The sequence below is a fragment of the Chromohalobacter sp. 11-W genome (assembly GCF_029889905.1).
Classification (GTDB): Bacteria; Pseudomonadota; Gammaproteobacteria; order Pseudomonadales; family Halomonadaceae; genus Chromohalobacter.
In genome coordinates, this window is record NZ_JARANZ010000006.1 from 60,128 (window position 1) to 82,790 (window position 22,663).

The following is a 22,663-nucleotide window of genomic DNA, read 5'->3' on the forward strand; positions in this document are numbered from 1 at the left end:
ACGTCATGACCTCACCCGTGTATCTTGACTATGCTGCCACCACCCCCGTCGACCCACGCGTCGCGGAGGTGATGGCGCGTCACCTGACACTCGATGGCGTCTACGCCAACCCCGCTTCGCGTAGCCACATGCCGGGATGGTTGGCCGAACAGGCCGTGGAAAGCGCGCGCCGCCAAGTCGCCGACTTGATCGCCGCCGATCCGCGCGAGATCGTCTGGACCAGCGGCGCTACCGAAGCCGACAATCTTGCGTTGATCGGCTTCATGCGCGCCAACCGAGCGCGCGGACGACATCTGGTCACCTCGCGTATCGAACATAAAGCCGTCGTCGACACCGCCCTCGCGCTTGAGGCCGAAGGTTTCGACGTGACGTGGTTGACGCCCGGTGCAGATGGCCGCGTGACGCCCACGCAGCTCAACGACGCCATGCGCGAGGATACCGTTCTGGTCTCGCTGATGGCCGTCAATAACGAGCTGGGCAGCATTCACGAGCTGGCGGCACTGGCCGAGATCGTCCACGCCGCCGGCGCGGTCTTTCATGTCGATGCCGCCCAGGCCACCGGCAAGATCGCGCTCGATGTCAACGCCATGGGCATAGACCTGATGTCGATGTCGGCGCACAAGACCTATGGTCCCAAGGGCGTCGGCGCGCTCTATGTACGCCGCAGCCCCGACATTCGCCTCGATGCGCTGATCCATGGCGGCGGTCACGAACGCGGCATGCGTTCAGGCACCCTGCCCACGCATCAGATCGCCGGCATGGGCGAAGCCTTCGCCCTGGCGGCCGACGCGCAGGAAGCCGATCACGCCCATGGCCTGGCCATGCGCCAGCGCTTTCTCGACGGCCTTGACGCGTGCGAAGGCGTGCACTGCAACACGACGCTCGACGTCTCGGTGCCCATGATCGTCAATCTGGCTTTCGACGACGTCGACGGCGAGTCGCTGCTGATGGCGCTGCGTGCGCTGGCGGTATCGACCGGTTCGGCGTGCAACTCAGCCAGTGTCGAGCCATCCTATGTATTGAAGGCCATCGGCACCGATCGCATTCGCGCCTTGGCGTCCATTCGCTTCAGTTTCGGCCGCTTCACTACCGAGGCGGATATCGACACCGCAAGCGCCGAGCTCAGACACGCACTCGGCGCCCTACGCCAATGATTCGAGGTCGCCGCACGGCGCGTCGCGACCCAAGCAAGGAGGTCAACATGGCTAACATCAGTATCAGTTCCGCTGCCGCCGATCAGATCCAGCATGTGCTCGCCGAACGCGGCAATGGCCTCGGCCTGCGCGTGGCGATCAAGCCCAGCGGCTGCTCCGGCTACAGTTACGTGCTCGATATCGCCGACGAGGTGGGCGCCAACGACGTGCCCTTCGAGGATCATGGCGTCAAGGTGCTCGTCGACAAAGAGGCCTTGACCATGCTCGACGGCACCGAGGTGGACTACGTCAACGAAGGGCTTAACCGTTACTTTCGCTTCAACAACCCCAATGCCACCGACGAATGCGGCTGCGGGGAAAGCTTCAGCGTCTAAAGGCGTCACCCGCCGGGCGTGCGCCACGTCCGGCGACACGCTACAATGACGCGCTTTTTTCGACATCCGTCGAGTTTCATGCAACGCGTCGCCTCGAGCGGCGCGTTGGCGTATCGATCAAGACCCTCGATTTCAGTCACGGAGACATTGACCTCATGGCCAACGAACGCACCCTGTCCATCATCAAACCCGACGCCGTCGCCAAGAACGTCATCGGCGAGATCGAAAGCCGCTTCGAGAAGGCCGGCCTCAAGATCGTCGCCGCCAAGATGCTCCAGCTTTCCCAGGCCCAGGCCGAAGGCTTCTACGCCGAGCACAAGGAACGCTCCTTCTTCGGCGATCTGGTGGGCTTCATGACGTCCGGCCCGGTGGTCGTACAGGTTCTGGAAGGCGACAATGCCATCGCCACCAACCGTGACCTGATGGGCGCTACCAATCCCAAGGAAGCCGAGGCCGGCACCATCCGCGCCGACTTCGCGCAGTCCATCGACGCCAACGCCGTGCACGGCTCCGACTCGCCGGAATCCGCCGAGCGCGAGATCGCTTACTTCTTCGGCAACGAAGAGATCTGCGCACGCTGATCGCTTCCCGCGGGGGCCGCAAGGCCCTCGCACCGCCATCCACCGAGCGTACGACCCACCATGACCCTCGATACCGCCACGCCCCGTACCAACCTTCTCGGCCTTACGCGCGAGGAGATGGAAACCTTCTTCGTCTCATTGGGCGAGAAGAAATTTCGCGCCGCCCAGGTGATGAAGTGGATTCACCACGAAGGCTGCGACGACTTCGAGTCGATGACCAATCTCTCTAAGGCGTTGCGTACGCGCCTCGAGGAACTCGCCGAAGTGCGTGGTCCGCGCGTGGTCTACGAAGGCGCCTCGCAGGATGGCACGCGTAAGTGGGTTCTCGAGGTGGAGGACGGCAGTTACGTGGAAACCGTGCTGATTCCCGCCGAGGGTGGCAAACGCCGCACGCTGTGCGTGTCGTCACAGGTCGGCTGCTCGCTGGATTGCAGCTTCTGCTCCACCGGCAAGCAAGGTTTTCAGCGCAACCTCACCAGCGCCGAGGTCATCGGTCAGGTGTGGGTAGCCAGCAACAGCTTCGGCGCGCGGCGAGACACCAATCGCCCGGTCACCAACGTGGTGATGATGGGCATGGGCGAGCCGCTGATGAACTACAACGCCGTCGTGCCGGCCATGAAGCTCATGCTCGACGACAACGGTTACGGCCTTTCCAAGCGCCGCGTCACGCTTTCCACCTCCGGCGTGGTACCGATGATCGATAAGCTCGGCGACGAGCTCGACGTGAGTCTGGCGATTTCGCTGCATGCCGCCAACGACGAGCTGCGCAACGAGCTGGTGCCGCTCAACCGCAAGTACAACATCGCCACGCTGCTCGATTCCTGCCGTCGCTATCTCGCCAAGTGCGACGACACGCGCATGCTGACCATCGAGTACACGCTAATGAAGGACGTCAACGATCAGCAGCGCCACGCCCAGGAGCTGGCAACGCTGCTCGGAGACCTGCCGTGCAAGATCAACCTGATTCCCTTCAACCCGTTCCCGCACTCGGGCTACGAGAAGCCTTCACGCAATCAGGTCATGCGCTTTCAGCACTGGCTCGAAGAACTGGGCCATACTGCCCCCGTCCGCATGACGCGCGGCGATGATATCGATGCCGCCTGCGGTCAGCTGGTGGGACGCGTCAAGGACCGCACCAAGCGTCATGAGCGTTACATTCAGTCCATTCAGATCGACGCCGATTGAGCCTCACCTTGACTTCATTAAGGTGCGGCGCTTTGATGGGACACTTCCAGACGACGAATACCGTCTCATCGCATCGATTGACGCCATTGTTTCGAGAGGGCTCCATGACGCGCCGCCATCGTCCACCTTCGATCCGCTCGTTGAGTGCCGCGATGTCGCTCGTCTGGCTATTGAGCGGTTGCGCCGTCCAGGTCGAAAGTAACTCCCCCTACGCATCGCCGGACAACGGTGAAGCGGTGTCGGCGTATACCGAGCTGGGGCTGGCCTATCTCAAACGCGACAACTTGACGCGCGCCCGCGATGCACTGGAACACGCCTTGGAACTGGGTCCCGACGATCCACGGGCATTGGAAAGCATGGCACTTCTCTATCAACGTCAGGATGAGCCGGCACTCGCCGAGGAATACTTCGAACGTGCGCTGGATGCCGACGGCGATTATACTCGCGCGCGCAACAACTATGCTGCTTTTCTGTACGATGAGGGCAAGCTCGACGCCGCCTGTACGCAACTGCAGCAAGCAGCACAAGACACCACGTATAATAATCGCGCCCAATTGCTTGCCAATCTGGGCCGATGCCGGTTCGAGCAAGGCGATCTCGATGCCGCGCGACGTCCGCTGGAACAGGCCATCGCGTCCGACTCACGCGATGCACAAAGCCTGCTCCTGCTGGCGAGACTCGACCATACGCAGGGTCATGATGAACGTGCCTGGGAACGCTTGCAGCGTTTCTTCACCTTGGCCGAGGCGACTCCGGAAAGTCTCGAATTGGCGAGCGATATCGCTCGCGCACGGGGCGACGAGGAAGCCGCAGCCTTTTATCATCGGCAGCATGACGATTCCTGAGGCATGATCCGACCACACGAATTCGAGAAGGATGCTCTGGTATGAGCGACACTCACGAACAACACATCTCCCCCGCTCCCACCGAGGGTCACGAACCTCCGGGCACTCGGCTGAGGCGCGAGCGCGAGCGACAGGGACTGTCGCTAGAAGAAGTCGCCGAGCAGCTCAACCTCCGGCCCGCCGTGGTCACCGGTCTGGAAGAAGACCGCTACGACCAGGTCCCCATCGCCACCTATCGACGAGGTTATCTGCGTGCCTACGCCAAGTTGCTGGGGCTCGACGACAAGCGTGTGGCGCAAGACTACGACGCCCTGCACGGCCGTGACGATCTCGACCGCAAAGTCACACCACCATCGTATCGCTCGCAACCGCCCTCACGGATCGGCGCCTGGGTCTTCAAGCTGGTCACGCTCATCATCATCGTCGGCCTGATCGGCTTGACGCTGCTTTGGTGGCAGAGCCGTGAAGGCAACGAGTTCTTCGGCCTCGGCGATGAGCCCGCCGCCATGGAAAGTGCGGATGGTGGTAGCGCCACCGGGGGCAGTGCGGGGAACGAGGCCATGGCAAACGACGCTACCCTCAACGACGCCGCCGCCTCAAACAGCGAGGCACAACGCGACGGTGTCGCCTCGCAGGCCGGTACGGGTGAACAAGGCAACGCGAGCGAACAGGACAACCTGCCGCCGCTACCCGACGAGGATGACAGTTTGGGTCTGGTCGATAGCGATGACGCGAGCGCTGACGACACCTCGAACGAGGGTGCTACCGGCGACGATGTCGACGCACAGGGCACGAACGTCGCCGCCCGCGACACCTCGGCGGATGCCGAATCCGCCACGCAGGACGACGACCGCGATGGCGCCAGCAACGATGCCGGCGCTAACAGCGCCAATAGCCTGACGCTGACTTTCAACGAGCAATCATGGACCGAGATCTATGATGCCGACGATCAACGCCTGTTGGCCGGGCTGCAAGACCCCGGCACCAATACCCAGCTAGAAGGCACGCCGCCGTTTCGCCTGACCATTGGCAACGCCACCGGCGTCGAGCTCCGCTATCAGGACGAGGATATCGACCTGAGCCAGCATACCGGCGGCAACAACGTCGCCCGCTTCACCTTGGGAGAGTGATACGCCCATGCATATGCAATCTCCGATTCAACGGCGCCAATCCCGCCAGATTCATGTCGGGAATGTCCCCGTCGGTGGTGGCGCGCCCATCGCCGTTCAAAGCATGACCAACACCGACACCCTGGATGTCGCCGCCACCGTGGCGCAGATCCGCCAGCTCGAGGCCGCAGGCGCGGATATCGTGCGCGTGTCGGTGCCCACCATGGAGGCCGCCGAGACCTTCGGCCAGATCAAGCGCGAGGTCTCGGTCCCCCTGGTTGCCGACATCCACTTCGACTACAAGATCGCCCTGCGCGTAGCGGAACTGGGCGTCGATTGCCTGCGCATCAACCCCGGCAATATCGGCCGCGAAGACCGCGTGCGCGCGGTGGTCGATGCCGCCCGCGAACATGGCATTCCGATTCGCATCGGCGTCAACGCCGGATCGTTGGAAAAGGATCTGCAGAAGAAATACGGCGAACCTACGCCAGAAGCCTTGGTCGAATCCGCCATGCGGCATATCGAGCATCTCGACCGCCTCGATTTCCAAGACTTCAAGGTCAGCGTCAAGGCCTCCGACGTGTTCATGGCGGTGGCCGCTTACCGTCAGCTCGCGCAGCGCATCGATCAGCCCCTGCATCTAGGCATCACGGAAGCCGGTGGTTTGCGTTCGGGAACCGTGAAGTCCTCGATTGGGCTCGGCATGCTGCTGATGGAAGGCATCGGCGACACCATTCGCGTCTCGCTGGCCGCCGACCCCGTCGAAGAAATCAAGGTCGGCTATGACATGCTCAAGAGCCTGCGCCTGCGCTCCAAAGGCATCAACTTCGTCGCCTGCCCGAGTTGCTCGCGCCAGAATTTCGACGTCATCGGCACCATGAACGCCCTCGAGGAACGCCTCGATGACATCATGACGCCGCTCGATGTTTCGGTCATCGGCTGCGTGGTCAATGGCCCCGGCGAGGCCAAGGAAAGCGATATCGGCCTCACCGGCGGCGACCCGGCCAACCTCGTTTATATCGACGGCAAGCCGGCCAGCAAGCTTCGCAACGACCACTTGGTCGACGATCTGGAAGCGCTGATCCGCGATAAGGTCCGCGAAAAAGAGGCCCGCGAACGCGATACCATCGCTCGCGAGGCATAAAGCGCCGCTCGCGCGCCCCGTACCGGTTCAGGAGTCAGCATTGAGCAACAAGATCCAGGCCATCCGTGGCATGAACGATCTGCTACCGGAGCAGTCGCCTGTTTGGCAATACTTCGAGCGTCAGATCCAGCATCTCATGCAGCGCTATGGGTATAGCGAAATCCGCACGCCCATCATCGAGCAGACAGCACTGTTCAAGCGTTCGATCGGCGAAGTGACCGATATCGTCGAAAAGGAGATGTATACCTTCGATGATCGCAACGGCGACAGCCTCACGCTGCGGCCCGAAGGCACCGCCAGTTGCGTGCGCGCGGCACTTGAGAACGGCCTGCTTTACAACCAGACGCAGCGCCTGTGGTATCAGGGCCCGATGTTCCGCCACGAACGTCCGCAAAAAGGGCGCTACCGTCAGTTCCACCAGGTCGGTGTGGAAGCCTATGGCATGTACGGGCCGGACATCGACGTCGAGATGATCCTGCTCAGTGCACGGCTATGGGAAGCGCTCGGACTGATGCCCCACGTTCAGTTGGAGCTCAACTCGCTGGGCTCCAACGAGGCACGTGGCGCCTATCGAGACGCGCTGGTCGCCCACTTCGAGGCGCATTCCGATGTCCTCGACGAAGATTCCCGGCGCCGTCTGAGCACCAACCCGCTGCGCATCCTGGACTCCAAGAATCCCGACATGGCGGCGATGCTCGCCGATGCGCCACGCTTGATGGATCATCTCGACGAAGAATCGCGTGCTCACTTCGCCGAGCTCACCGCCATGCTCGAGGCGGCCGGCATCGACTACGTCATCAATCCGCGCCTGGTGCGAGGACTGGACTATTACAGTCGAACCGTGTTCGAGTGGACCACCCAAGCGCTGGGTAGCCAGGGCACGGTATGTGCTGGCGGTCGCTACGATGGCCTGGTCGAACAGCTCGGCGGCAAGCCCACGCCTGGCGTAGGGTTTGCCATGGGCGTCGAGCGGCTGATCCTGCTGCTCGAAACGCTCGATCTGATTCCCGAGGCCGCGCGACCGCGCACCGACGTCTATCTGACGGCCATGGGCGATGCCGCCAGCCGCGAAGCAATGCTGCTGGGCGAACGGCTGCGTAGCAACCTGCCCGGTATGCACCTGCAGCTCCATTGCGGCGGCGGCAGCTTCAAGAGCCAGATCAAGAAAGCCGACAAGAGCGGGGCCCGCATGGCGCTGTTACTCGGCGAGGATGAGCTGGCTAGCGGTCAGGTGGGGATCAAATTCCTGCGTGAAGATCGTGATCAAGAAAGCGTTGCCCTCGATGCGCTCGCGGCGCGCCTCAAGACGCTTCTCGCGGAGGCTTGAAGAGCGGACTTGAAGAACGGACTTGAAGAACGACGCGCCGTTTCGTACGAACAGCCATTGAAGGAGACCGCCCGTGGCGGAGCTTATTACTAGCGAAGATGAACAGCTTGAGACGCTCAAGCGCTGGTGGAAAGAGTACGGCAAGGCGATTATCGCCGGCATCGTACTGGCCGGCGCTGGCGTTTTCGCCTGGAACGCCTGGCAGGATTACCAAGCCTCTCAAGCGGCAGCGGCGTCGCAACGCTACCAACAGCTCACGATGCTGATGCAGCAGCCGCAGATGAGCGCCGAGCAACGCGAACAGGCCACGACCATGATCGATGGTCTGGAAAGCGAGCACGGTGGCACCTTGTACGCCGAGCTTGCCGAGCTGATGCGTGCACGCCTGGCGGTCGACGCCGATGACCTGGAGGGTGCCCGCGATACGCTGTCGTCCTTCATCGATGGCAGCGAACATGCTTATCTCAGCGGCCTCGCGCGCCTCAATTTGGCACGCGTGCAGATCGCCCTGGACAACGCCGAGGGCGCCCTGACGACACTCGAGGGCTATATTCCCACCGCGCTCGAGGCGCAAGCCGCCGAGATCAGCGGCGATGCCCACGCCGCGCTAGGCCAACCCGATGAGGCACGCCAAGCCTATCAGGACGCGCTCGCCCGCGCCGAAGAGCAGGATCAACCGCTTTCCGGCGTACGGCTCAAGCTCGACAATCTCGGTGTAGAGGACGCCAGCTGATGAAATTGAACCACCTACTGTTACCGGCCGCACTCACCTTATCTACCTTGCTGGTGGGCTGCGCTGGCGACGTCGAGCCGCAGTATCCGCCCAAGGAACTCAAGGACTTCTCGGCCTCGGCGACCCTCGACGAGCGCTGGTCCACCTCGGTCGGCGACGGCCTAGGGCGGGCACGTTACCCCTTGATGCCCCTACTCGCCGACGGCACCCTCTATGCCGCCGACGCAAGCGGCCTGTTGCGCGCGCTCGACGCCGATAATGGCGACACTCAATGGGAAGTACGCTTCGACACACCGCTGTCCAGCGGCATGTCCCGCGATGGGGCGCATTTATATGCCGGTACGCGCAACGGTTCCGTCGTCGCCATCAACCGCGAGGACGGCAGCGAAGCCTGGCGCTCCAAGGTCTCCAGCGAAGTGTTGGCCACCCCCCAGGTCAACAGCAAGCTGGTCGTAGTGCAGAGTGCCGACGGCACGGTAACCGCCTTGGATCGCACCTCGGGGCAGGAAGAATGGACCTACAGCAGCAGCCAGCCTTCCTTGACCTTGCGTGGCACGGGCACGCCGCGTGTCATCGAGCCCGTCTCGTTCGTCGGCTTTGCCAATGGCCGCCTGGTGACGCTCGACAACCGTAGTGGCCAACCGCTATGGGACATGCGTGTCGCCGTGCCGCAAGGGCGTACCGAAGTGGAACAGCTCGTCGACCTCGACGGCCAGCCGGTGCTGTCTCGGGACGGCCGCCTGTTCGTGACCAGCTACAACGGCCGCGTCATGGCGCTGGAAGCCACCAGCGGCGAAGTCCTCTGGTCGCGTGACGAATCCAGCTATCTGACCCCGCTGCGCGTCGGCAATTACCTCTTCACCGTCAACGAAGCCAGCCATGTCCTGGCGCTCGATGTCGATAGTGGCAGCGTGCTGTGGGAATCCGACGCCCTCGAAGGCCGCGACTTGACCGCGCCCACCTTCGTCGACGGCAAGCTGGCGCTAGGCGACTATCAGGGGTATGTCCATCTGCTCAACGCCAGCGATGGGGAACTCGTGGGTCGCACGGAACTCGGCGGCGATGGCATCAGCCTGCCGTTGCTGGCCGACGACCAACGGCTCTACACCCTCACCAACGACGGCGAACTGGCCGCCTACGATATCGACGCAAGCGACGATTGAGCGGGCCGCACTTGAGCTTGTGAGCGGGCACCTCGCGATGAGGTGCCCGCGTCATTTGTGGGCCCTTACCGATCAGCAATGCTAGAATCACGCCACGACAACGTGACGCTTGCGTCATGTCCTCTTTGAAGCGACCACGTCGCATGTCCAGCCTCACTCAACGCTTTTGTGCGCCGGTTTACGAGACAACATGAATCCTGTCATCGCCCTGGTAGGCCGACCCAATGTCGGCAAATCGACCCTCTTCAATCGCCTGACTCGCACGCGTGACGCGCTGGTCGCCGACTTTGCGGGTCTGACCCGTGACCGCAAGTACGGCAACGGCGCGCTCGGCGACAAAACCTACACGGTCATCGACACCGGCGGCATCAGCGGCAATGAAGAAGGCATCGACGCCGCCATGGCCGAGCAGTCGCTGCTGGCCATCGACGAAGCCGACATCGTGCTGTTCATGGTCGACGGGCGTAGCGGCCTCAGCGCCGCCGACGAGGCCATCGCCAATCACCTGCGCGTCAATCAGAAGAAGACCTGGCTGGTGGTCAACAAGACCGATGGGCTCGAAGAGCACTCGGCTTCGGCGGACTTCTGGCAGCTCGGCCTGGGCGACCCGCGCCCGATCGCCGCCGCGCATGGGCGCAACGTAACCGCCTTGATCGACGAGGTGCTGGCGCCCTTTCCTCCGCGCGAGGCCAACGCCGCGCCACCGGATCTCAGCAACGGCATTCGCATCGGCGTCATCGGTCGGCCTAATGTCGGCAAATCGACGCTGGTCAACCGCCTGCTGGGCGAAGAGCGCGTTATCGTCTTCGATGAGGCCGGCACCACGCGCGATGCCATCGAGATCCCCTTCGAGCGCCGCGGCAAGCCCTATGTGCTGGTCGATACCGCCGGCGTGCGGCGACGCAAGAACGTCAAGGAAACCGCCGAGAAGTTCTCGATCATCAAGACACTCGAAGCCATCAAGGACTGCCATGTGGCGGTCATGGTGCTCGACGCGCGCAGCGGCCTGGTCGAACAGGATATGCACCTGCTCGACTATGCCTTGAGTAGTGGGCGCGCGCTGGTACTCGCGGTCAACAAATGGGACGGCCTCGAGCAAGAAGCCAAGGACAAGATGCGCGCCGCCATCAAGCGACGTCTAGGCTTCGCCGATTACGCCGAGATGCACTTCATCTCCGCGCTGCACGGCACCGCAGTGGGCGATCTCTACCCCTCCATCACGCGGGCCTTCGACTCGGCCAACAGTCACTGGTCGACCAATCGCCTGACCACCCTCTTGCAGGATGCGGTAAGCGAGCATCAACCACCGTTGGTCCACGGCCGCCGTATCAAGTTGCGCATGGCCCACCAGGGCGGCAGCAACCCGCCCATCATCGTGGTCCACGGCAATCAGACTGGCTCACTACCCGAGGCGTACAAGCGCTATCTGATCAACACCTTCCGCAAGGTGCTCAAGGTACGCGGCACGCCGATGCGCTTCGAGTTCCGCTCGGGCGACAACCCTTACGACGAAAATGCTGGCGCCAGCGACCGTGAGAAGGCCAAGAAGCGCGAACTGAACCGCACCCGCGAGGCCCGCAAGAACCGCCGCTAAGACGCGTCACTCGTCGCCATTACCGAGCACGCGATTGCGCCCCGCGAGCTTGGCGCGGTAGAGCCTTTGATCGACGGCGTCGAGCCCCGCCTCGACGCTGGCCGCATCATGAAGGCCCGCCACCCCGGCGGAAAACGTAACGCCGACATCGCCGCGGTCATTGATCGTGTGCGTCTGCGATTGGAACTGCAGGCGTATACGTTCGATCGCGCGTTGCGCGTCCTCGGGACTGCAGTGCGGTAACACGACACAAAATGCCCCGCCAGCGTAACGCCCCACGTGGTCGATGAAACGCAGCTGCTGGGTCAAGTGCTCCGCGAGAAGGCGGATCACGTAGTCGCCGCTGGCATGCCCGTGATGGGCATTCAACGCCCCCACATGATCGATATCGATCAGCGCCAGGCTCGTGGGGGTACCGCTACGCTGCGCGCGGGCGAATTCGACGTCCAGCAGCTCCTGCAAGGCAGTATAGGTGAGCACGCCGGTCAGGCCATCGCGCGCCACCCAGCGCCGCGAGCCCCGCGCTAGGTGGGCGTGTGACAAGACCGTGGCCACCAAGGCATCGTCATCGACCGGTTTACCCAGAAAGGCATCACCGCTACGCGTCAAGGCCTGCTCACGCACATCGTCGCCGGCCGCCAGATACACCACGGGCAAGTCCCGCCAGGTGTCGTCGAGACGCATCACGCTGGCCATCTCGCGTCCTGTGCACGCAGGCAAGTGCGTGTCCACCAAGACCAGATCGGGACGATACTCGCGCAGTGCGACCAGAATCTCAGCCGGTACGTTAACCACCCATGAATCGACCCCCGCGCCGTCCAGCACCAGGTGGTAATGTTCGGCCAGCTCGGCATCGTCATCGACGATCAGCACGCGCAGCGGTTCCGGCGTAGGGCCCGGCATCAGGCGATCCAGGCACCTGTCGATCAGCGAGGCGTCAAGCGGTGGCACGAAGTAACCCGCCGCGCCATGGCGAATCGCCGAGAGCCTCGCCGCAAAATCGTCCTCACCGCCGAATACCAGCAGGTGAGGCGGAGACGGCCACTCGTCCCACCAGGCGCTCCAACGAGAACGCGGCACGCTGCTCTCATCGATCAGCACGGCGTCGGGCTGCCACGCTACCAGGGCGTCGACGTCATGCATGGCATACTCGTTGCACACATATCCCAACGCGCTCAGAGCCTCGCCCAGTGCACGTCGCTGTAGTGGCTCGTCACCCAGCAAAGCAACGCGCACCGACGCGGTCTCTCGCTGGGCCATCTTGGCGTGTGCGGGAAGCAGGTCGTCGAGACTGGGCAGTTGCTCGGCCCCGTATTGCAGACGCGGCTGCAGCGCCGCCAGTGTATAGGGAGCGGGCAGCACGCCCCCATCGAGCCACTGACGTACCTGACATGCCACCTCGCCGCATGTCTCGCTCAAGGCGTCATAGCCGAAGCTACCGGCGGAATCCGCGATACGTTGCAGGGTCTCGCAGACTGCCTCCAGTTCCGTCCCCGACGCGGCATGATCGCGGGTACTCATCTCCTCGACTTGCGCCATTACCGCCTGCAAGTCGTCATGCAATCTCGCGACGTATTGCACGCGTAATGCCTCGAGGCGCCGACTGCGTTCGCTCTCTTGCATATCGCCCTCTCCCTGACCGTAAGTCCGCCTCGCAGCACTGAATATTACGACTCTTGCGCCTCTTGCGTCGCGCCCACCCACTGGCAGGCAAACTGCCAGGCGGCACGCCCGCTTCTCACCCCGCGCAAGGTGGCAAAGCGCACCGCGTCCTCGCGGGCCGCATCGCTCCAGGCGACTTCACCGCCCAGGTAGTGTACCCAATGCCGGCATGCCGTCAGATACGCCTCTTGATTGAAAGGATGGAAGGCCAGCCACAGTCCGAAGCGGTCGGAGAGCGAGATACGCTCCTCCACCGCGTCGCCATGATGGAGCTCGCCGTCGACCAGTCGGGTATCCTGGTTATCGGCGAGCGACTCAGGCAGTAAGTGACGCCGGTTGGATGTGGCATATAGCAGCACATTCTCGGGCGGACCGGTCAAGGTACCGTCGAGCACACTCTTGAGCGCTTTATAGGCGTCGTCGTGGCCTTCGAAGGAGAGATCGTCGCAGTATACGATGAAGCGATGCGCCGAGCCTCGCAGTCGCTGCACCAACGCTGGCAGGCCGACCAGGTCGTGGCGGTCGACCTGAATCAAGCGCAGCCCTTCCGGTGCCAGCGTGTTGAGCAAGGCTCTGACCATCGACGACTTGCCGCTGCCGCGAGCGCCCCAGAGCAGCGCATGATTCGCCGGGCGCCCGTGCAAGAAAGCGCGCGTGTTGCGCAAAAGCGCCGTCTTCTGGCGCTCGATGCCGACCAGATCGTCCATACCGACGCTGTCGCGCGCGGCCACCGGGATCAACTGTCCGCCCAGCGCGTTACGCTGCCAGATTGCCGCCACATCTCGCGACCAATCGACAGTCTCGGGTTCCGGCGGTAGCCATGCCTCGACCCGGTCCAGCACCTTGTGCAGACGTTGCGCTAGATCGGCATCCATCCTGTTCCTCCTGTCATTGCTCATCCTAGAATCCCGCCTCTATATAGCTGGTTGACCCAGCGGGGCATCAGGGTATCTTGGAGCCGTTTGGTTGCCGGGTCCAGAACCCATCAGGAGATCCTCATGAAAAGGACGTTGCCGTCTCGCCTACGCACGCCGCTCGCCATCGCCATGGTCGGCCTCACGCTCGCCGCCTGCAGCACGTCGCCCCTGGGCCGAAGCCAGTTGGCGCTGTTTTCCAACGATGAACTCGAGCAGATGGGACAGCAAAGCTTCGCCCAGTATCAGGAAAAATTGCCCGAGGTCGGTGGCGCCACGCACGATTACGTGCAGTGCGTAGCCAATGCTATCACCGCCGAGGTACCCGCCGATGCGCAGGTCGATGATTGGGAGGTCAAGGTCTTCAAGGACGACTCGGCCAACGCCTTCGCACTGCCGGGGGGCTACATCGGGGTCAATAGCGGTTTGCTGGATATCGCCGAGGGCCAGGACCAACTGGCTGCCGTCATCGGTCACGAGGTAGCACACGTCCTCGCGCATCACGCCAACGAGCGCGTGTCGACGCAAGCCGCCACGCAGACCGGGCTCTCGATCCTGCAATCGGCCGCGGGGCTGGAAGGCGCCACCGGCGATCAGCTCATGGGGCTTCTCGGCGCGGGCGCCCAATACGGCGTGATCCTGCCCTTCTCGCGCAAGCACGAATCGGAAGCCGACAAGCTGGGTCTGGACTTGATGGCGGAAGCCGGCTTCAATCCCAGCGCCAGCATCGATCTATGGCAGAACATGGCCTCGCAAAGCCAGGGCGCACCCCCGGAATGGCTCTCCACCCACCCCAGCAACCAGTCACGCATTCAAGGCTTGCGAGACCGCCTGGACGAAGCCAAGCCGCTTTACGAGCAGGCCCGGGCCAACGGCAAACGCCCCAACTGCCAACGCTGATCGCGCCCTGAAAAGCCAGTGGGAGGGAACTTGTTCCCGATGATGTCAGCCACTTCCATCGCGAATGAATTCGCTCCCACACCAGAGCCTGACCTCAGGTGCCTGCGCAACGTCAAAGCTCGTGGCGTAGCGTATCGCGTACCGGCCCAGTGTCGGGGCGCACATGCCGCCACAAGAAGAACGACTCGGCAGCCTGTTCGATTAACATGCCCAGACCGTCGATCGTGCGAGCGCCGCGAGCGCCCGCCCATTGCAGGAAGACGGTCGGATCGGCGGCGTACATCATGTCATAAGCCACGCCCGTATCGGTGAGCAGCGTGTCGGGCAGGGGAGGCAAATCGCCGCCCAGCGATGCACTAGTGCCATTGATGACCACCTCATAAGAGCCTTCCAAGGCATCGTAGCCGCTGCCCGTCACACGTGCCTGTTGCTGCCCACCTTCTTGCGGATAAAAGTCGGCGGCCAGACTGACGGCCTTCTCGGCGGTGCGGTTGGCAATATGCAATGTTCGGGGCCCCGCCGCCAGCAACGGATCGAGCACGCCGCGCACGGCCCCGCCCGCACCGAGCACGAGAACGCGCGCGTCGTCGAGCGTCACGCCGTGCGCCTCGAGATCACGCACCAGGCCCACGCCGTCGGTGGTATCGGCATAGGTGCGCCCATCGCGGCCGTGTACCAGCGTATTGACGGCTCCCGCTCTACGCGCGCGCTGGCTGAGCACGTCCGCCACGCGATACGCCTCTTCCTTGAACGGCACGGTGACATTGGCACCCAGACCGCCGGCCGCCACGAAGGCCTGCCAAGCGCCGGCGAAGTCCTCGCGCGGCGCCTCGATGGCCTCGTAGGTCATGGCCTGCCCACATTGCTCGGCAAACAGCGCATGAATGCGCGGCGAGCGCGAATGCCCGATGGGATGCCCGAAGACACAATAACGATCGCTCATGCCTCGGCCTCCTCGAGCCACTCGCGCGGATGCAGGAATTCATCGCCCAGACGCGCCTCGTCGCTTCCCGGCTCGGGCTCCCAACAATACTGCCACTGGGCCAGCGGCGGCATCGACATCAGGATCGACTCGGTGCGCCCCCCACTTTGCAACCCGAATAGGGTGCCGCGATCCCAGACCAGATTGAACTCGACGTAACGGCCGCGTCGGAACGCCTGGAAGTCGCGTTCGCGCTCACCGTAGGGCGTCTCGCGCCGCCCCCGCACGATCGGCAGATAGGCGTCGAGGAAGGCATCGCCCACCGCCTGCTGGAACGCGAAGCAGTGCTCGAAATCCCATTCGTTGAGATCGTCGAAGAACAACCCGCCAACGCCGCGCGTTTCGTCGCGATGATGGAGCTTAAAATAATCGTCGCACCACTGTTTGAAGCGCGGGTAGACATCATCGCCGAACGGCTGGCAGGTGTCGCGGGCCACGCGGTGCCAGTGGACCACATCCTCGAACACCGGATAGAACGGCGTCAGGTCGAAACCGCCGCCGAACCACCAGACGGGGTCGGCATCGTCTTTTTCGGCGATGAAAAAGCGCACATTGCCATGCGCAGTGGGCACATGCGGGTTATGCGGATGCAGCACCCAGGACACGCCCACGGCATGAAAGCTGCGCCCGGCCAATTCGGGCCGTGCGGCCGAGGCCGAGGCCGGCAGGCGTTCGCCGAAGACATGCGAGAAATTGACTCCCCCCTTCTCGAACACGCTACCGTTCTCGATCACCCTCGAGCGACCGCCACCGCCCGACTCGCGTGTCCAGCTGTCTTCACGAAAGGCTACGCCATCCTCGGCGGCCAAGCCTTCGCAGAGACGTTCCTGCAAGTCGAGTAGATACTCCTTCACCTTGTCGAGATGGGGGTGTGCCACGTCACGCTCCTCGGATTATCGGTTAGTTTGACTCATGTAGCGCCCCGCCATGACGCCAGGCATACGACACGCCGGCACGCCTCAATCGCGCAGGACCTCGCCGCTTGCCAGATCACGGATCGTGCTCGGTCGCGCATAGCCGCCCAGCGCCCCCTCGACGAGCGTCACCGACTCGCCGAAGGCCGCACGTATATCGTCGGCGCTCATCGCGGGCGGCTCGCCGGCACGATTGGCCGAGGTCGAAACCAGCGGGCCGCCAAAGGCGTGGCACAAGGCCTGTACCAGGGGATGATCGCTGACGCGTACCGCCAAGGTGGCGTGCTCGCCGCGCAACAACGGACGTGCCCGCCCGTTGTCGGGTACCAGCCAGGTGGTGGGCGCCGTGTGGCTGGCCGCCAGACGTGCGCGCTGCGCCTCGTCGAGCCCTTCCAGCCAGGGTGCTAATTGCGACACCGCCCCGGCAATCAGGATCAGCCCCTTGGCAGGATCGCGTTGCTTGAGTTCGATCAGCCGCGCCAGCGCGGCATCGTCATCGGGATCGCAGCCCAGCCCCCACACCGCTTCGGTGGGGTAAGCCACGATGGCGCCACGGCGCAATGCCGCCACGGCGTGATTGAGAGTGTCGGAGGTCTCTGACATGGCGAAGGATTTCACTTCACATCGATACAAGATGCAGCCATCTTATCACGCACGCGGGGAGAGACGCCGTGCCACGCTGTCGCAGGCCTAGGCCTTTCTGAAAAGTCGACGAGCGACGAGCAGGCAAGGCAAAAATTGGCGAAAAGACGGATTGGGCTCGCACGCGAGTTTACAAGTGATAAATGAGTATTTTGATCGGACTCGCGCACGAGCCAATTTTTAACGCCGCATGGTCGAGCGCAGGCACTTTTCGGACAGGCTTAGCGCGTGGCACGGCGCACCCACCCCCCACTCACCTGCGCAGCCTGGCCGTCGAGCTCCAGTTCCAGTAGGCGCATTTGGCAACCGCCGACGTCCAGTTCGCTGCGCTCGACGAGTACGTCCAGCGGCGTGGGGGCCGTGCCCAACAGGGCCAGTAACGGGTCTTGGGGCACATCGGAGGGCGCCGGAGCTTCTGTACGCGCCGGTGGCGTCGCCGTGTCGGCCTCGGGTGACGTCGCGTTCAACGCCTGCCAATGGCCGAGCTGCTCGAGAATATCGTCGCGTCCGCGTACCAGGCAGGCACCGTCGCGGATCAACCCCAGGTTGCCGCGTGCCTGCATGTTGTGCAGCGAGCCGGGAATCGCGAAGACCTCGCGGTTCTGTTCCATCGCCAGCCGCGCGCTGACCAACGAGCCGCTCTTCTCGGCCGCCTCGACGACCAGCACGCCCAGCGACAACCCCGTGATGATGCGATTGCGGCGCGGAAAATAGCGCGCGTGAGCCCGCGTCTCGGCGGGATGCTCGGAGAGCAGTAGGCCACCTTCATCGAGCAGACGGCGATACAGGCCAGCATGACGGGGCGGGTAGATCACATCCACACCGCAGCCGAGCACCGCGACGCTGCGTCCGCCGGTATCCAGCGCCGTGCGCTGGGCCACGCCATCGACACCCAGTGCCATGCCGCTGACGATGCCGAATCCAGCACCCACGAGTTCGCGGGCGAAGAAAGCCGCGTTATCGCTGCCTTCGCGGGTCGGGCGCCGCGTGCCGACCATGGCCAGGCCCGGCAGATCGAGTGCGGCCAGGTCGCCCTTGGCCCATAAAAGCGCGGGCGGATCGACGATTTCATCGAGCAAGGCGGGCCAGGCCGGATGGCCGGGATGCAAAAGATGATGCGATGGCTGGCTCGACTCCCACGCCAGGGCCGCCGCGACCGGCGCCTCCAAAGGGCTCTTCGCGGGGTGATCGAGCCAGTGCCGCAGCGTGTCGCGTGGTCCAGCGGGCATTGCCGCCAGCCAAGCCTCGGGCCAGTCATCGGCCAAGCCTTGCATGGCCAGCTCGCGGCGGATGACCGCCAGACGCCGCGCGCCGAGTTTGGGGAGATGCGCCAGGGCACACCACTCTCTCGCTGTCATCATGCGCGCCTTCCTCACCGTACTTCCAATGACGTCAACACACTCCGTTCGGGCGTGCTCACGCCATCGCCCACTTCCAGTGGCCGCGAGGCCTCCATGACCAGCGCGTAGCTGACCCGCTCGAAGCTTTCGAACACCATCGCCACGCCGCCGGGGTCACCCGCCACGTGCACGATGTCACCTTCGATAGGGTCGCTCACCTGCGCTGGTGCGGCATCCAGGGCCAGCACAGCCCCCGGCATGATGCCATTTTTGTGTCCCAGATCGAGCGCCACGATGCTGTGCCGGCCGACATAGTTCACACCTTCGGGCACGCCCAGGATCTGGCCATCGACGATATGGTCTGGAAGATGGGGAGAAAACGTCAGCGAAAGGCGCTCTTGGCGATACGGCAGCAGGCGATCGCCGGGGCGTATTTCCTGACGTGCCTTGCGCACCTCGAAGACATCCAGGCCGCCTTCGCGCTGCACCCAGCGGGCCTCGCCTACGGCGCGCAGCTCAATGCCCAGCAACGCGTCGCTTTCCGGGTCATGGTAGGTCGTGCCGGGGCGATAGATGACACGCCGCGCGTTACGCGAGCGCTCGATCTCCTGGCCTGCACGGACATAAAACCGGTCACCACTGCCGATCAGTTGATGTCCCTCCTCGCCCGCGACGACGTAGGGCGTATCGTCCAGCTTGGCTTGCGAATCGATGAGGCGATATTCGTTCAGGAAGGGGGCCACTGTCTGGCGCTCGATGACGGGGGCCGCCTCGCTCGGCGGCACTTCACGCACACGTGGGGATAAATGCACGACCTCACGCGGTTCATTGCTTCCTTCATCGGCGTAGGCCGCGCCGACAATAGCGACCAGTGCCAACCCGAGTCCCACTCGCGTACCGACGCGCCACCACCCGGCAGCGCTCCCGCCATATCCTGCCCACATGATCGTCTCTTCTTCTGATTGCTCGCACGTCAACCTTCACCGCACCGATGCCTTGGGCCCTCGGCATGCGTCAGGGCGCACTGCTATACTATTGCCATGTTCCGTCGCCCCGCTTCACCGCTGCTGGCGGCGCACCGCCTGGTCATTCGCTATCGGGGGTATCGGGGTCCTTTCGGTTCCGTTCCCGCCGGCGGCGCATTACACTAGCGGACAAATTTCACGTGACAGCATAACGGTTTTCTTAACGCCATGGCCAAGCTGACCATTCTCGAATTTCCCGATGGACGCCTGCGCAACAAGGCGGCGCCCGTCGAGACCGTCGACGACGAGATCCGTACGCTGGTCGACGACATGCTCGACACCATGTACGACGCCCAAGGCATCGGCCTGGCCGCGACCCAGGTCGACGTGCATCGCCGCGTCATCGTCATGGATGTCAGCGACGATCGCTCACAGCCCCGCGTACTGATCAATCCCCAATACACCCCGCTGGGAGAGGAACGCGAGCCCATGCAGGAGGGCTGCCTGTCGATCCCCGACCATTACGCCGAGGTGCCGCGTGCGTTGCGGGTCTCGCTCAAGGCGCTGGATCGCGACGGCACGCCTTACGAGCTGGAGGCCGACGGCCTGCTCGCTCACTGTATCCAGCATGAGTGCGATCATCTAGAAGGCACGCTGTTCGTCGACTATCTCTCGCCGCTCAAGCGTGATCGGATCATGAAAAAGATGCAGAAACGCCACAAGGCCATGCAGGACGCCTGAGGCTACACCCCTCTCTCGCCTCGCACTCGCCAAACGGGCCGGCACTTGCCGGCCCGTGGCATTCATCCAGGTCCCGCAAGCCGTTACGGAAGTCCGCCCGATGTCCCAATCTCTGCGCGTCGCATTCGCCGGCACGCCCGATTTCGCCGCCGCCAGCCTCGCGGCGCTGCTCGAAAGCCGCCACGAGGTAGTCTCGGTGCATACCCAGCCTGACCGCGGCGCGGGACGCGGGCGCAAGCTCACGCCCAGCCCGGTCAAGGCGCTGGCGCTCGAACACGCGCTGCCCGTCCATCAGCCCACCACGCTCAAGGACGCCGCCGCTCGGCAGACACTCGCCGACTGCGACGCCGACGTCTTGGTCGTCGTCGCCTATGGCTTGATACTCCCACAAGCGGTGCTCGATATCCCGCGCCTGGGCTGCCTCAACGTGCATGCCTCGCTGTTGCCCCGTTGGCGTGGCGCGGCGCCCATTCAGCGCGCCATCGAAGCCGGCGACACGCAAAGCGGGGTGACCATCATGCAGATGGACGCCGGCCTCGATACCGGCGACATGCTACTGGTACGCGACACGCCCATCACCGCGACGACCACCAGCGGCGAGCTGCACGACCGCCTCGCCGCGCTAGGTGGCGAAGCCATCGTCGAGGCGCTCGACGCCCTGGCGGACACGGGCCTGACCGCCACGCCTCAACCGGCGGAGGGCGTCACCTACGCCACCAAACTCAGCAAGGCCGAAGCCGAGCTCGATTTCACGCGTCCTGCCGCCGAGCTCGCCGCCCGCGTGCGTGCCTTCAATCCCTGGCCGGTGGCCTGGACGCGCCTCGCGGACGACACACTGCGCCTGTGGCTGGCCGAGCCCGACACTGAGTCCGATACCGCCGCAGCCCCCGGCACACTGCTGGAGAGCGCCCCGGATGCGCTGCGCATCGCCTGCGGCACCAATGGCACCCAGGTGCTGAGCATCACCCGCGCCCAACTGCCCGGCGGCAAGCCGCTCGCGGTGCGCGATCTGCTCAACGCCCGTGGCGAGCGCTTTGCTCCGGGACAGCAACTGGGTCAGGAGACCACCTCATGAGTACACCGGACATTCGCGCCGTCTGCGCCTCCGCCCTGGCCCCCGTGCTCGACGGCAAGGGGTCGCTGAACGCCCTCGATAGCACCTTGGAATCCGCGGGTGTCGAAGGCCGCGATCGCGGCCTGGCCAAGGCGCTGTGTTTCGGTGTCTGTCGCACGCTGCCGCGCCTCGAGGCGCTGTCCAAGATTCTGCTGCGCCAGTCCTTCAAGCGCCGCGACCAGGATGTCCAGGCGCTGTTATTGCTCGGCCTCTATCAACTCTTGTACATGCGTGTCCCCGCGCACGCCGCCGTGGGCGAAACCGCCGGGGCCGCCCGCGCGCTGGGCAAGGGCTGGGCCACGCGTGTGCTCAATGGCTGCCTGCGCCGCTTTCAGCGCGATACCCAGGCGCTTCAAGCGCAGGTCGACCGTGACCCAAGCATCGCGCTGCTGCATCCCGAATGGATGCTCACGCGTTGGCGCGAGGCCTGGCCCGACGACTGGCGCGAGCTGGCCGAGGCCAACAATCAGCCCGGCCCCATGACGCTGCGCGTCAATCGTCGCCACGTAGATCGTGAAGCGTACCTGGGCCGTTTGCGGGACGCCGGACTGGCCGCCGAGCCCACGCCGTACGCAGCAAATGGCGTGACCTTGCACGAGGCCTGCGACGTGCGCGCCCTGCCCGGCTTCAGTGAGGGTGCGGTGAGCGTGCAGGACGAGGCCGCCCAACTGACTGCATCACTTCTCGAACCGGCCCTGGCCACGACGCCCCGGGCCCGCGTGCTGGATGCATGCAGCGCCCCCGGCGGCAAGACCGCACACCTGCTCGAAGCCTTCGATCTCGAACTCACCGCGCTGGACAGCGACGCCGAGCGGCTCGGCCGCGTCGACGCTACCCTGGCGCGCCTAGGGCTCGAGGCCACCACGTTGGCCGCCGACGCCAGCCACCTCGAGTGGTGGGATGGCCAAGCCTTCGATGCCGTGCTGCTCGACGCGCCCTGCTCGGGCACCGGCGTCATTCGCCGTCACCCGGATATCAAGCGCCTGCGTCGCCCCAGCGATATCCGCGAGCTCGCCGCGCTGCAGTCCCGCCTGCTCGACACGCTATGGACGACCCTCGCCCCCGGCGGCACGCTGCTCTATGCCACCTGCTCGGTGATGCCCGAAGAGAATGTGGATCAAATCACGGCCTTCCTCGCCCGCACCCCGGACGCCAGCGCCGACGAACTCGACGTCGACTGGGGCCGCCCCGCCGGTGCCGGGCGCCAGCTCCTGCCGCGCATCGAAGGTCACGACGGCTTCTTCTACGCGCGTCTGCGCAAAGTAACCGTCTGAGTCCCC

The 22,663-nt window shown here is 64.2% G+C and carries 22 protein-coding genes; 15 read left to right on the forward strand and 7 right to left on the reverse strand.

Features of this window, described 5'->3' with window-relative positions; translation table 11 throughout:
• Nucleotides 1–5: 5 nt before the first annotated feature.
• From OP494_RS09885 to der, 11 genes are all read left to right on the forward strand, one after another.
• Entirely contained in the window at nt 6–1,154 is a 1,149-nt protein-coding gene (locus OP494_RS09885; protein WP_280540551.1) for an aminotransferase class V-fold PLP-dependent enzyme, read from the forward strand.
• A gap of 47 nt (nt 1,155–1,201) precedes the next feature.
• Nucleotides 1,202–1,528, forward strand: coding sequence for an iron-sulfur cluster assembly accessory protein (locus OP494_RS09890; protein ID WP_075368321.1), 327 nt, complete (start codon nt 1,202–1,204; stop codon nt 1,526–1,528).
• 155 nt (nt 1,529–1,683) lie between these two features.
• On the forward strand, nt 1,684–2,109 hold the full coding sequence (ndk, locus tag OP494_RS09895) for a nucleoside-diphosphate kinase (RefSeq protein ID WP_280540552.1): 426 nt from the start codon (nt 1,684–1,686) through the stop codon (nt 2,107–2,109).
• Between the two features lie 60 nt (nt 2,110–2,169).
• Entirely contained in the window at nt 2,170–3,294 is a 1,125-nt protein-coding gene (gene rlmN / locus OP494_RS09900; RefSeq protein WP_280540553.1) for a 23S rRNA (adenine(2503)-C(2))-methyltransferase RlmN, read from the forward strand.
• Between the two features lie 104 nt (nt 3,295–3,398).
• A complete protein-coding gene (pilW, locus tag OP494_RS09905; protein WP_280540554.1) occupies nt 3,399–4,139 on the forward strand; it encodes a type IV pilus biogenesis/stability protein PilW in 741 nt (246 codons plus the stop codon).
• A 41-nt stretch (nt 4,140–4,180) separates the two neighbouring features.
• The gene (locus tag OP494_RS09910; protein ID WP_280540555.1) at nt 4,181–5,269 is read left to right on the forward strand and encodes a RodZ domain-containing protein; all 1,089 of its coding nucleotides are present in this window, start codon (nt 4,181–4,183) and stop codon (nt 5,267–5,269) included.
• Nucleotides 5,270–5,276: 7 nt separating this feature from the next.
• Nucleotides 5,277–6,392, forward strand: coding sequence for a flavodoxin-dependent (E)-4-hydroxy-3-methylbut-2-enyl-diphosphate synthase (ispG, locus tag OP494_RS09915; RefSeq protein ID WP_280540556.1), 1,116 nt, complete (start codon nt 5,277–5,279; stop codon nt 6,390–6,392).
• Between the two features lie 40 nt (nt 6,393–6,432).
• A complete protein-coding gene (gene hisS / locus OP494_RS09920) occupies nt 6,433–7,719 on the forward strand; it encodes a histidine--tRNA ligase (RefSeq protein ID WP_280540557.1) in 1,287 nt (428 codons plus the stop codon).
• A gap of 73 nt (nt 7,720–7,792) precedes the next feature.
• A complete protein-coding gene (locus OP494_RS09925) occupies nt 7,793–8,452 on the forward strand; it encodes a tetratricopeptide repeat protein (protein WP_280540558.1) in 660 nt (219 codons plus the stop codon).
• Complete coding sequence (bamB, locus tag OP494_RS09930) at nt 8,452–9,615, forward strand: outer membrane protein assembly factor BamB (protein ID WP_280540559.1); 1,164 nt, start codon at nt 8,452–8,454, stop codon at nt 9,613–9,615. The genes OP494_RS09925 and bamB overlap by 1 nt, the downstream gene beginning before the upstream one ends.
• A gap of 190 nt (nt 9,616–9,805) precedes the next feature.
• Nucleotides 9,806–11,209, forward strand: coding sequence for a ribosome biogenesis GTPase Der (gene der, locus OP494_RS09935; RefSeq protein WP_280540560.1), 1,404 nt, complete (start codon nt 9,806–9,808; stop codon nt 11,207–11,209).
• A 6-nt stretch (nt 11,210–11,215) separates the two neighbouring features.
• Here the strand turns inward: der and OP494_RS09940 are convergent, their stop codons facing one another.
• On the reverse strand, nt 11,216–12,832 hold the full coding sequence (locus OP494_RS09940; RefSeq protein ID WP_280540561.1) for a diguanylate cyclase: 1,617 nt from the start codon (nt 12,830–12,832) through the stop codon (nt 11,216–11,218).
• Nucleotides 12,833–12,876: 44 nt separating this feature from the next.
• A complete protein-coding gene (locus OP494_RS09945; protein ID WP_280540562.1) occupies nt 12,877–13,746 on the reverse strand; it encodes an ATP-binding protein in 870 nt (289 codons plus the stop codon).
• Between the two features lie 123 nt (nt 13,747–13,869).
• Here OP494_RS09945 and OP494_RS09950 point away from each other — a divergent pair, with 123 nt between their 5' ends.
• Nucleotides 13,870–14,685, forward strand: a complete 816-nt coding sequence (locus OP494_RS09950; RefSeq protein WP_280540564.1) for a M48 family metallopeptidase — start codon at nt 13,870–13,872, stop codon at nt 14,683–14,685.
• Between the two features lie 112 nt (nt 14,686–14,797).
• On the opposite strand, the gene aroE is transcribed toward OP494_RS09950, so the two are convergent.
• From aroE to OP494_RS09975, 5 genes are all read right to left on the reverse strand, one after another.
• Nucleotides 14,798–15,628: a shikimate dehydrogenase gene (aroE, locus tag OP494_RS09955; protein ID WP_280540565.1), complete on the reverse strand. Its 831-nt coding sequence runs from the start codon at nt 15,626–15,628 to the stop codon at nt 14,798–14,800.
• Nucleotides 15,625–16,545 carry an oxygen-dependent coproporphyrinogen oxidase gene (hemF, locus tag OP494_RS09960; protein WP_280540566.1) on the reverse strand — a complete coding sequence of 307 codons (921 nt, stop codon included), beginning with the start codon at nt 16,543–16,545 and terminating at the stop codon, nt 15,625–15,627. The genes aroE and hemF overlap by 4 nt, the downstream gene beginning before the upstream one ends.
• An 81-nt stretch (nt 16,546–16,626) precedes the next feature.
• Nucleotides 16,627–17,184, reverse strand: a complete 558-nt coding sequence (locus OP494_RS09965; protein WP_280540567.1) for a Sua5/YciO/YrdC/YwlC family protein — start codon at nt 17,182–17,184, stop codon at nt 16,627–16,629.
• A 260-nt stretch (nt 17,185–17,444) separates the two neighbouring features.
• The gene (gene dprA, locus OP494_RS09970; protein WP_280540568.1) at nt 17,445–18,584 is read right to left on the reverse strand and encodes a DNA-processing protein DprA; all 1,140 of its coding nucleotides are present in this window, start codon (nt 18,582–18,584) and stop codon (nt 17,445–17,447) included.
• A gap of 11 nt (nt 18,585–18,595) precedes the next feature.
• On the reverse strand, nt 18,596–19,507 hold the full coding sequence (locus OP494_RS09975; protein ID WP_280540569.1) for a peptidoglycan-binding protein: 912 nt from the start codon (nt 19,505–19,507) through the stop codon (nt 18,596–18,598).
• Nucleotides 19,508–19,756: 249 nt separating this feature from the next.
• On the opposite strand from OP494_RS09975, the gene def reads away from it, so the two are divergent.
• The 3 genes from def (at nt 19,757) to rsmB (ending at nt 22,657) form a co-directional block, all read left to right on the forward strand.
• Nucleotides 19,757–20,269 (forward strand): peptide deformylase, encoded by a 513-nt coding sequence (gene def / locus OP494_RS09980; protein ID WP_246895095.1) that lies wholly within the window; start codon nt 19,757–19,759, stop codon nt 20,267–20,269.
• A gap of 100 nt (nt 20,270–20,369) precedes the next feature.
• Nucleotides 20,370–21,344, forward strand: a complete 975-nt coding sequence (gene fmt / locus OP494_RS09985; protein WP_280540571.1) for a methionyl-tRNA formyltransferase — start codon at nt 20,370–20,372, stop codon at nt 21,342–21,344.
• Nucleotides 21,341–22,657 carry a 16S rRNA (cytosine(967)-C(5))-methyltransferase RsmB gene (gene rsmB / locus OP494_RS09990; RefSeq protein ID WP_280540572.1) on the forward strand — a complete coding sequence of 439 codons (1,317 nt, stop codon included), beginning with the start codon at nt 21,341–21,343 and terminating at the stop codon, nt 22,655–22,657. The genes fmt and rsmB overlap by 4 nt, the downstream gene beginning before the upstream one ends.
• Nucleotides 22,658–22,663 lie beyond the last annotated feature (6 nt).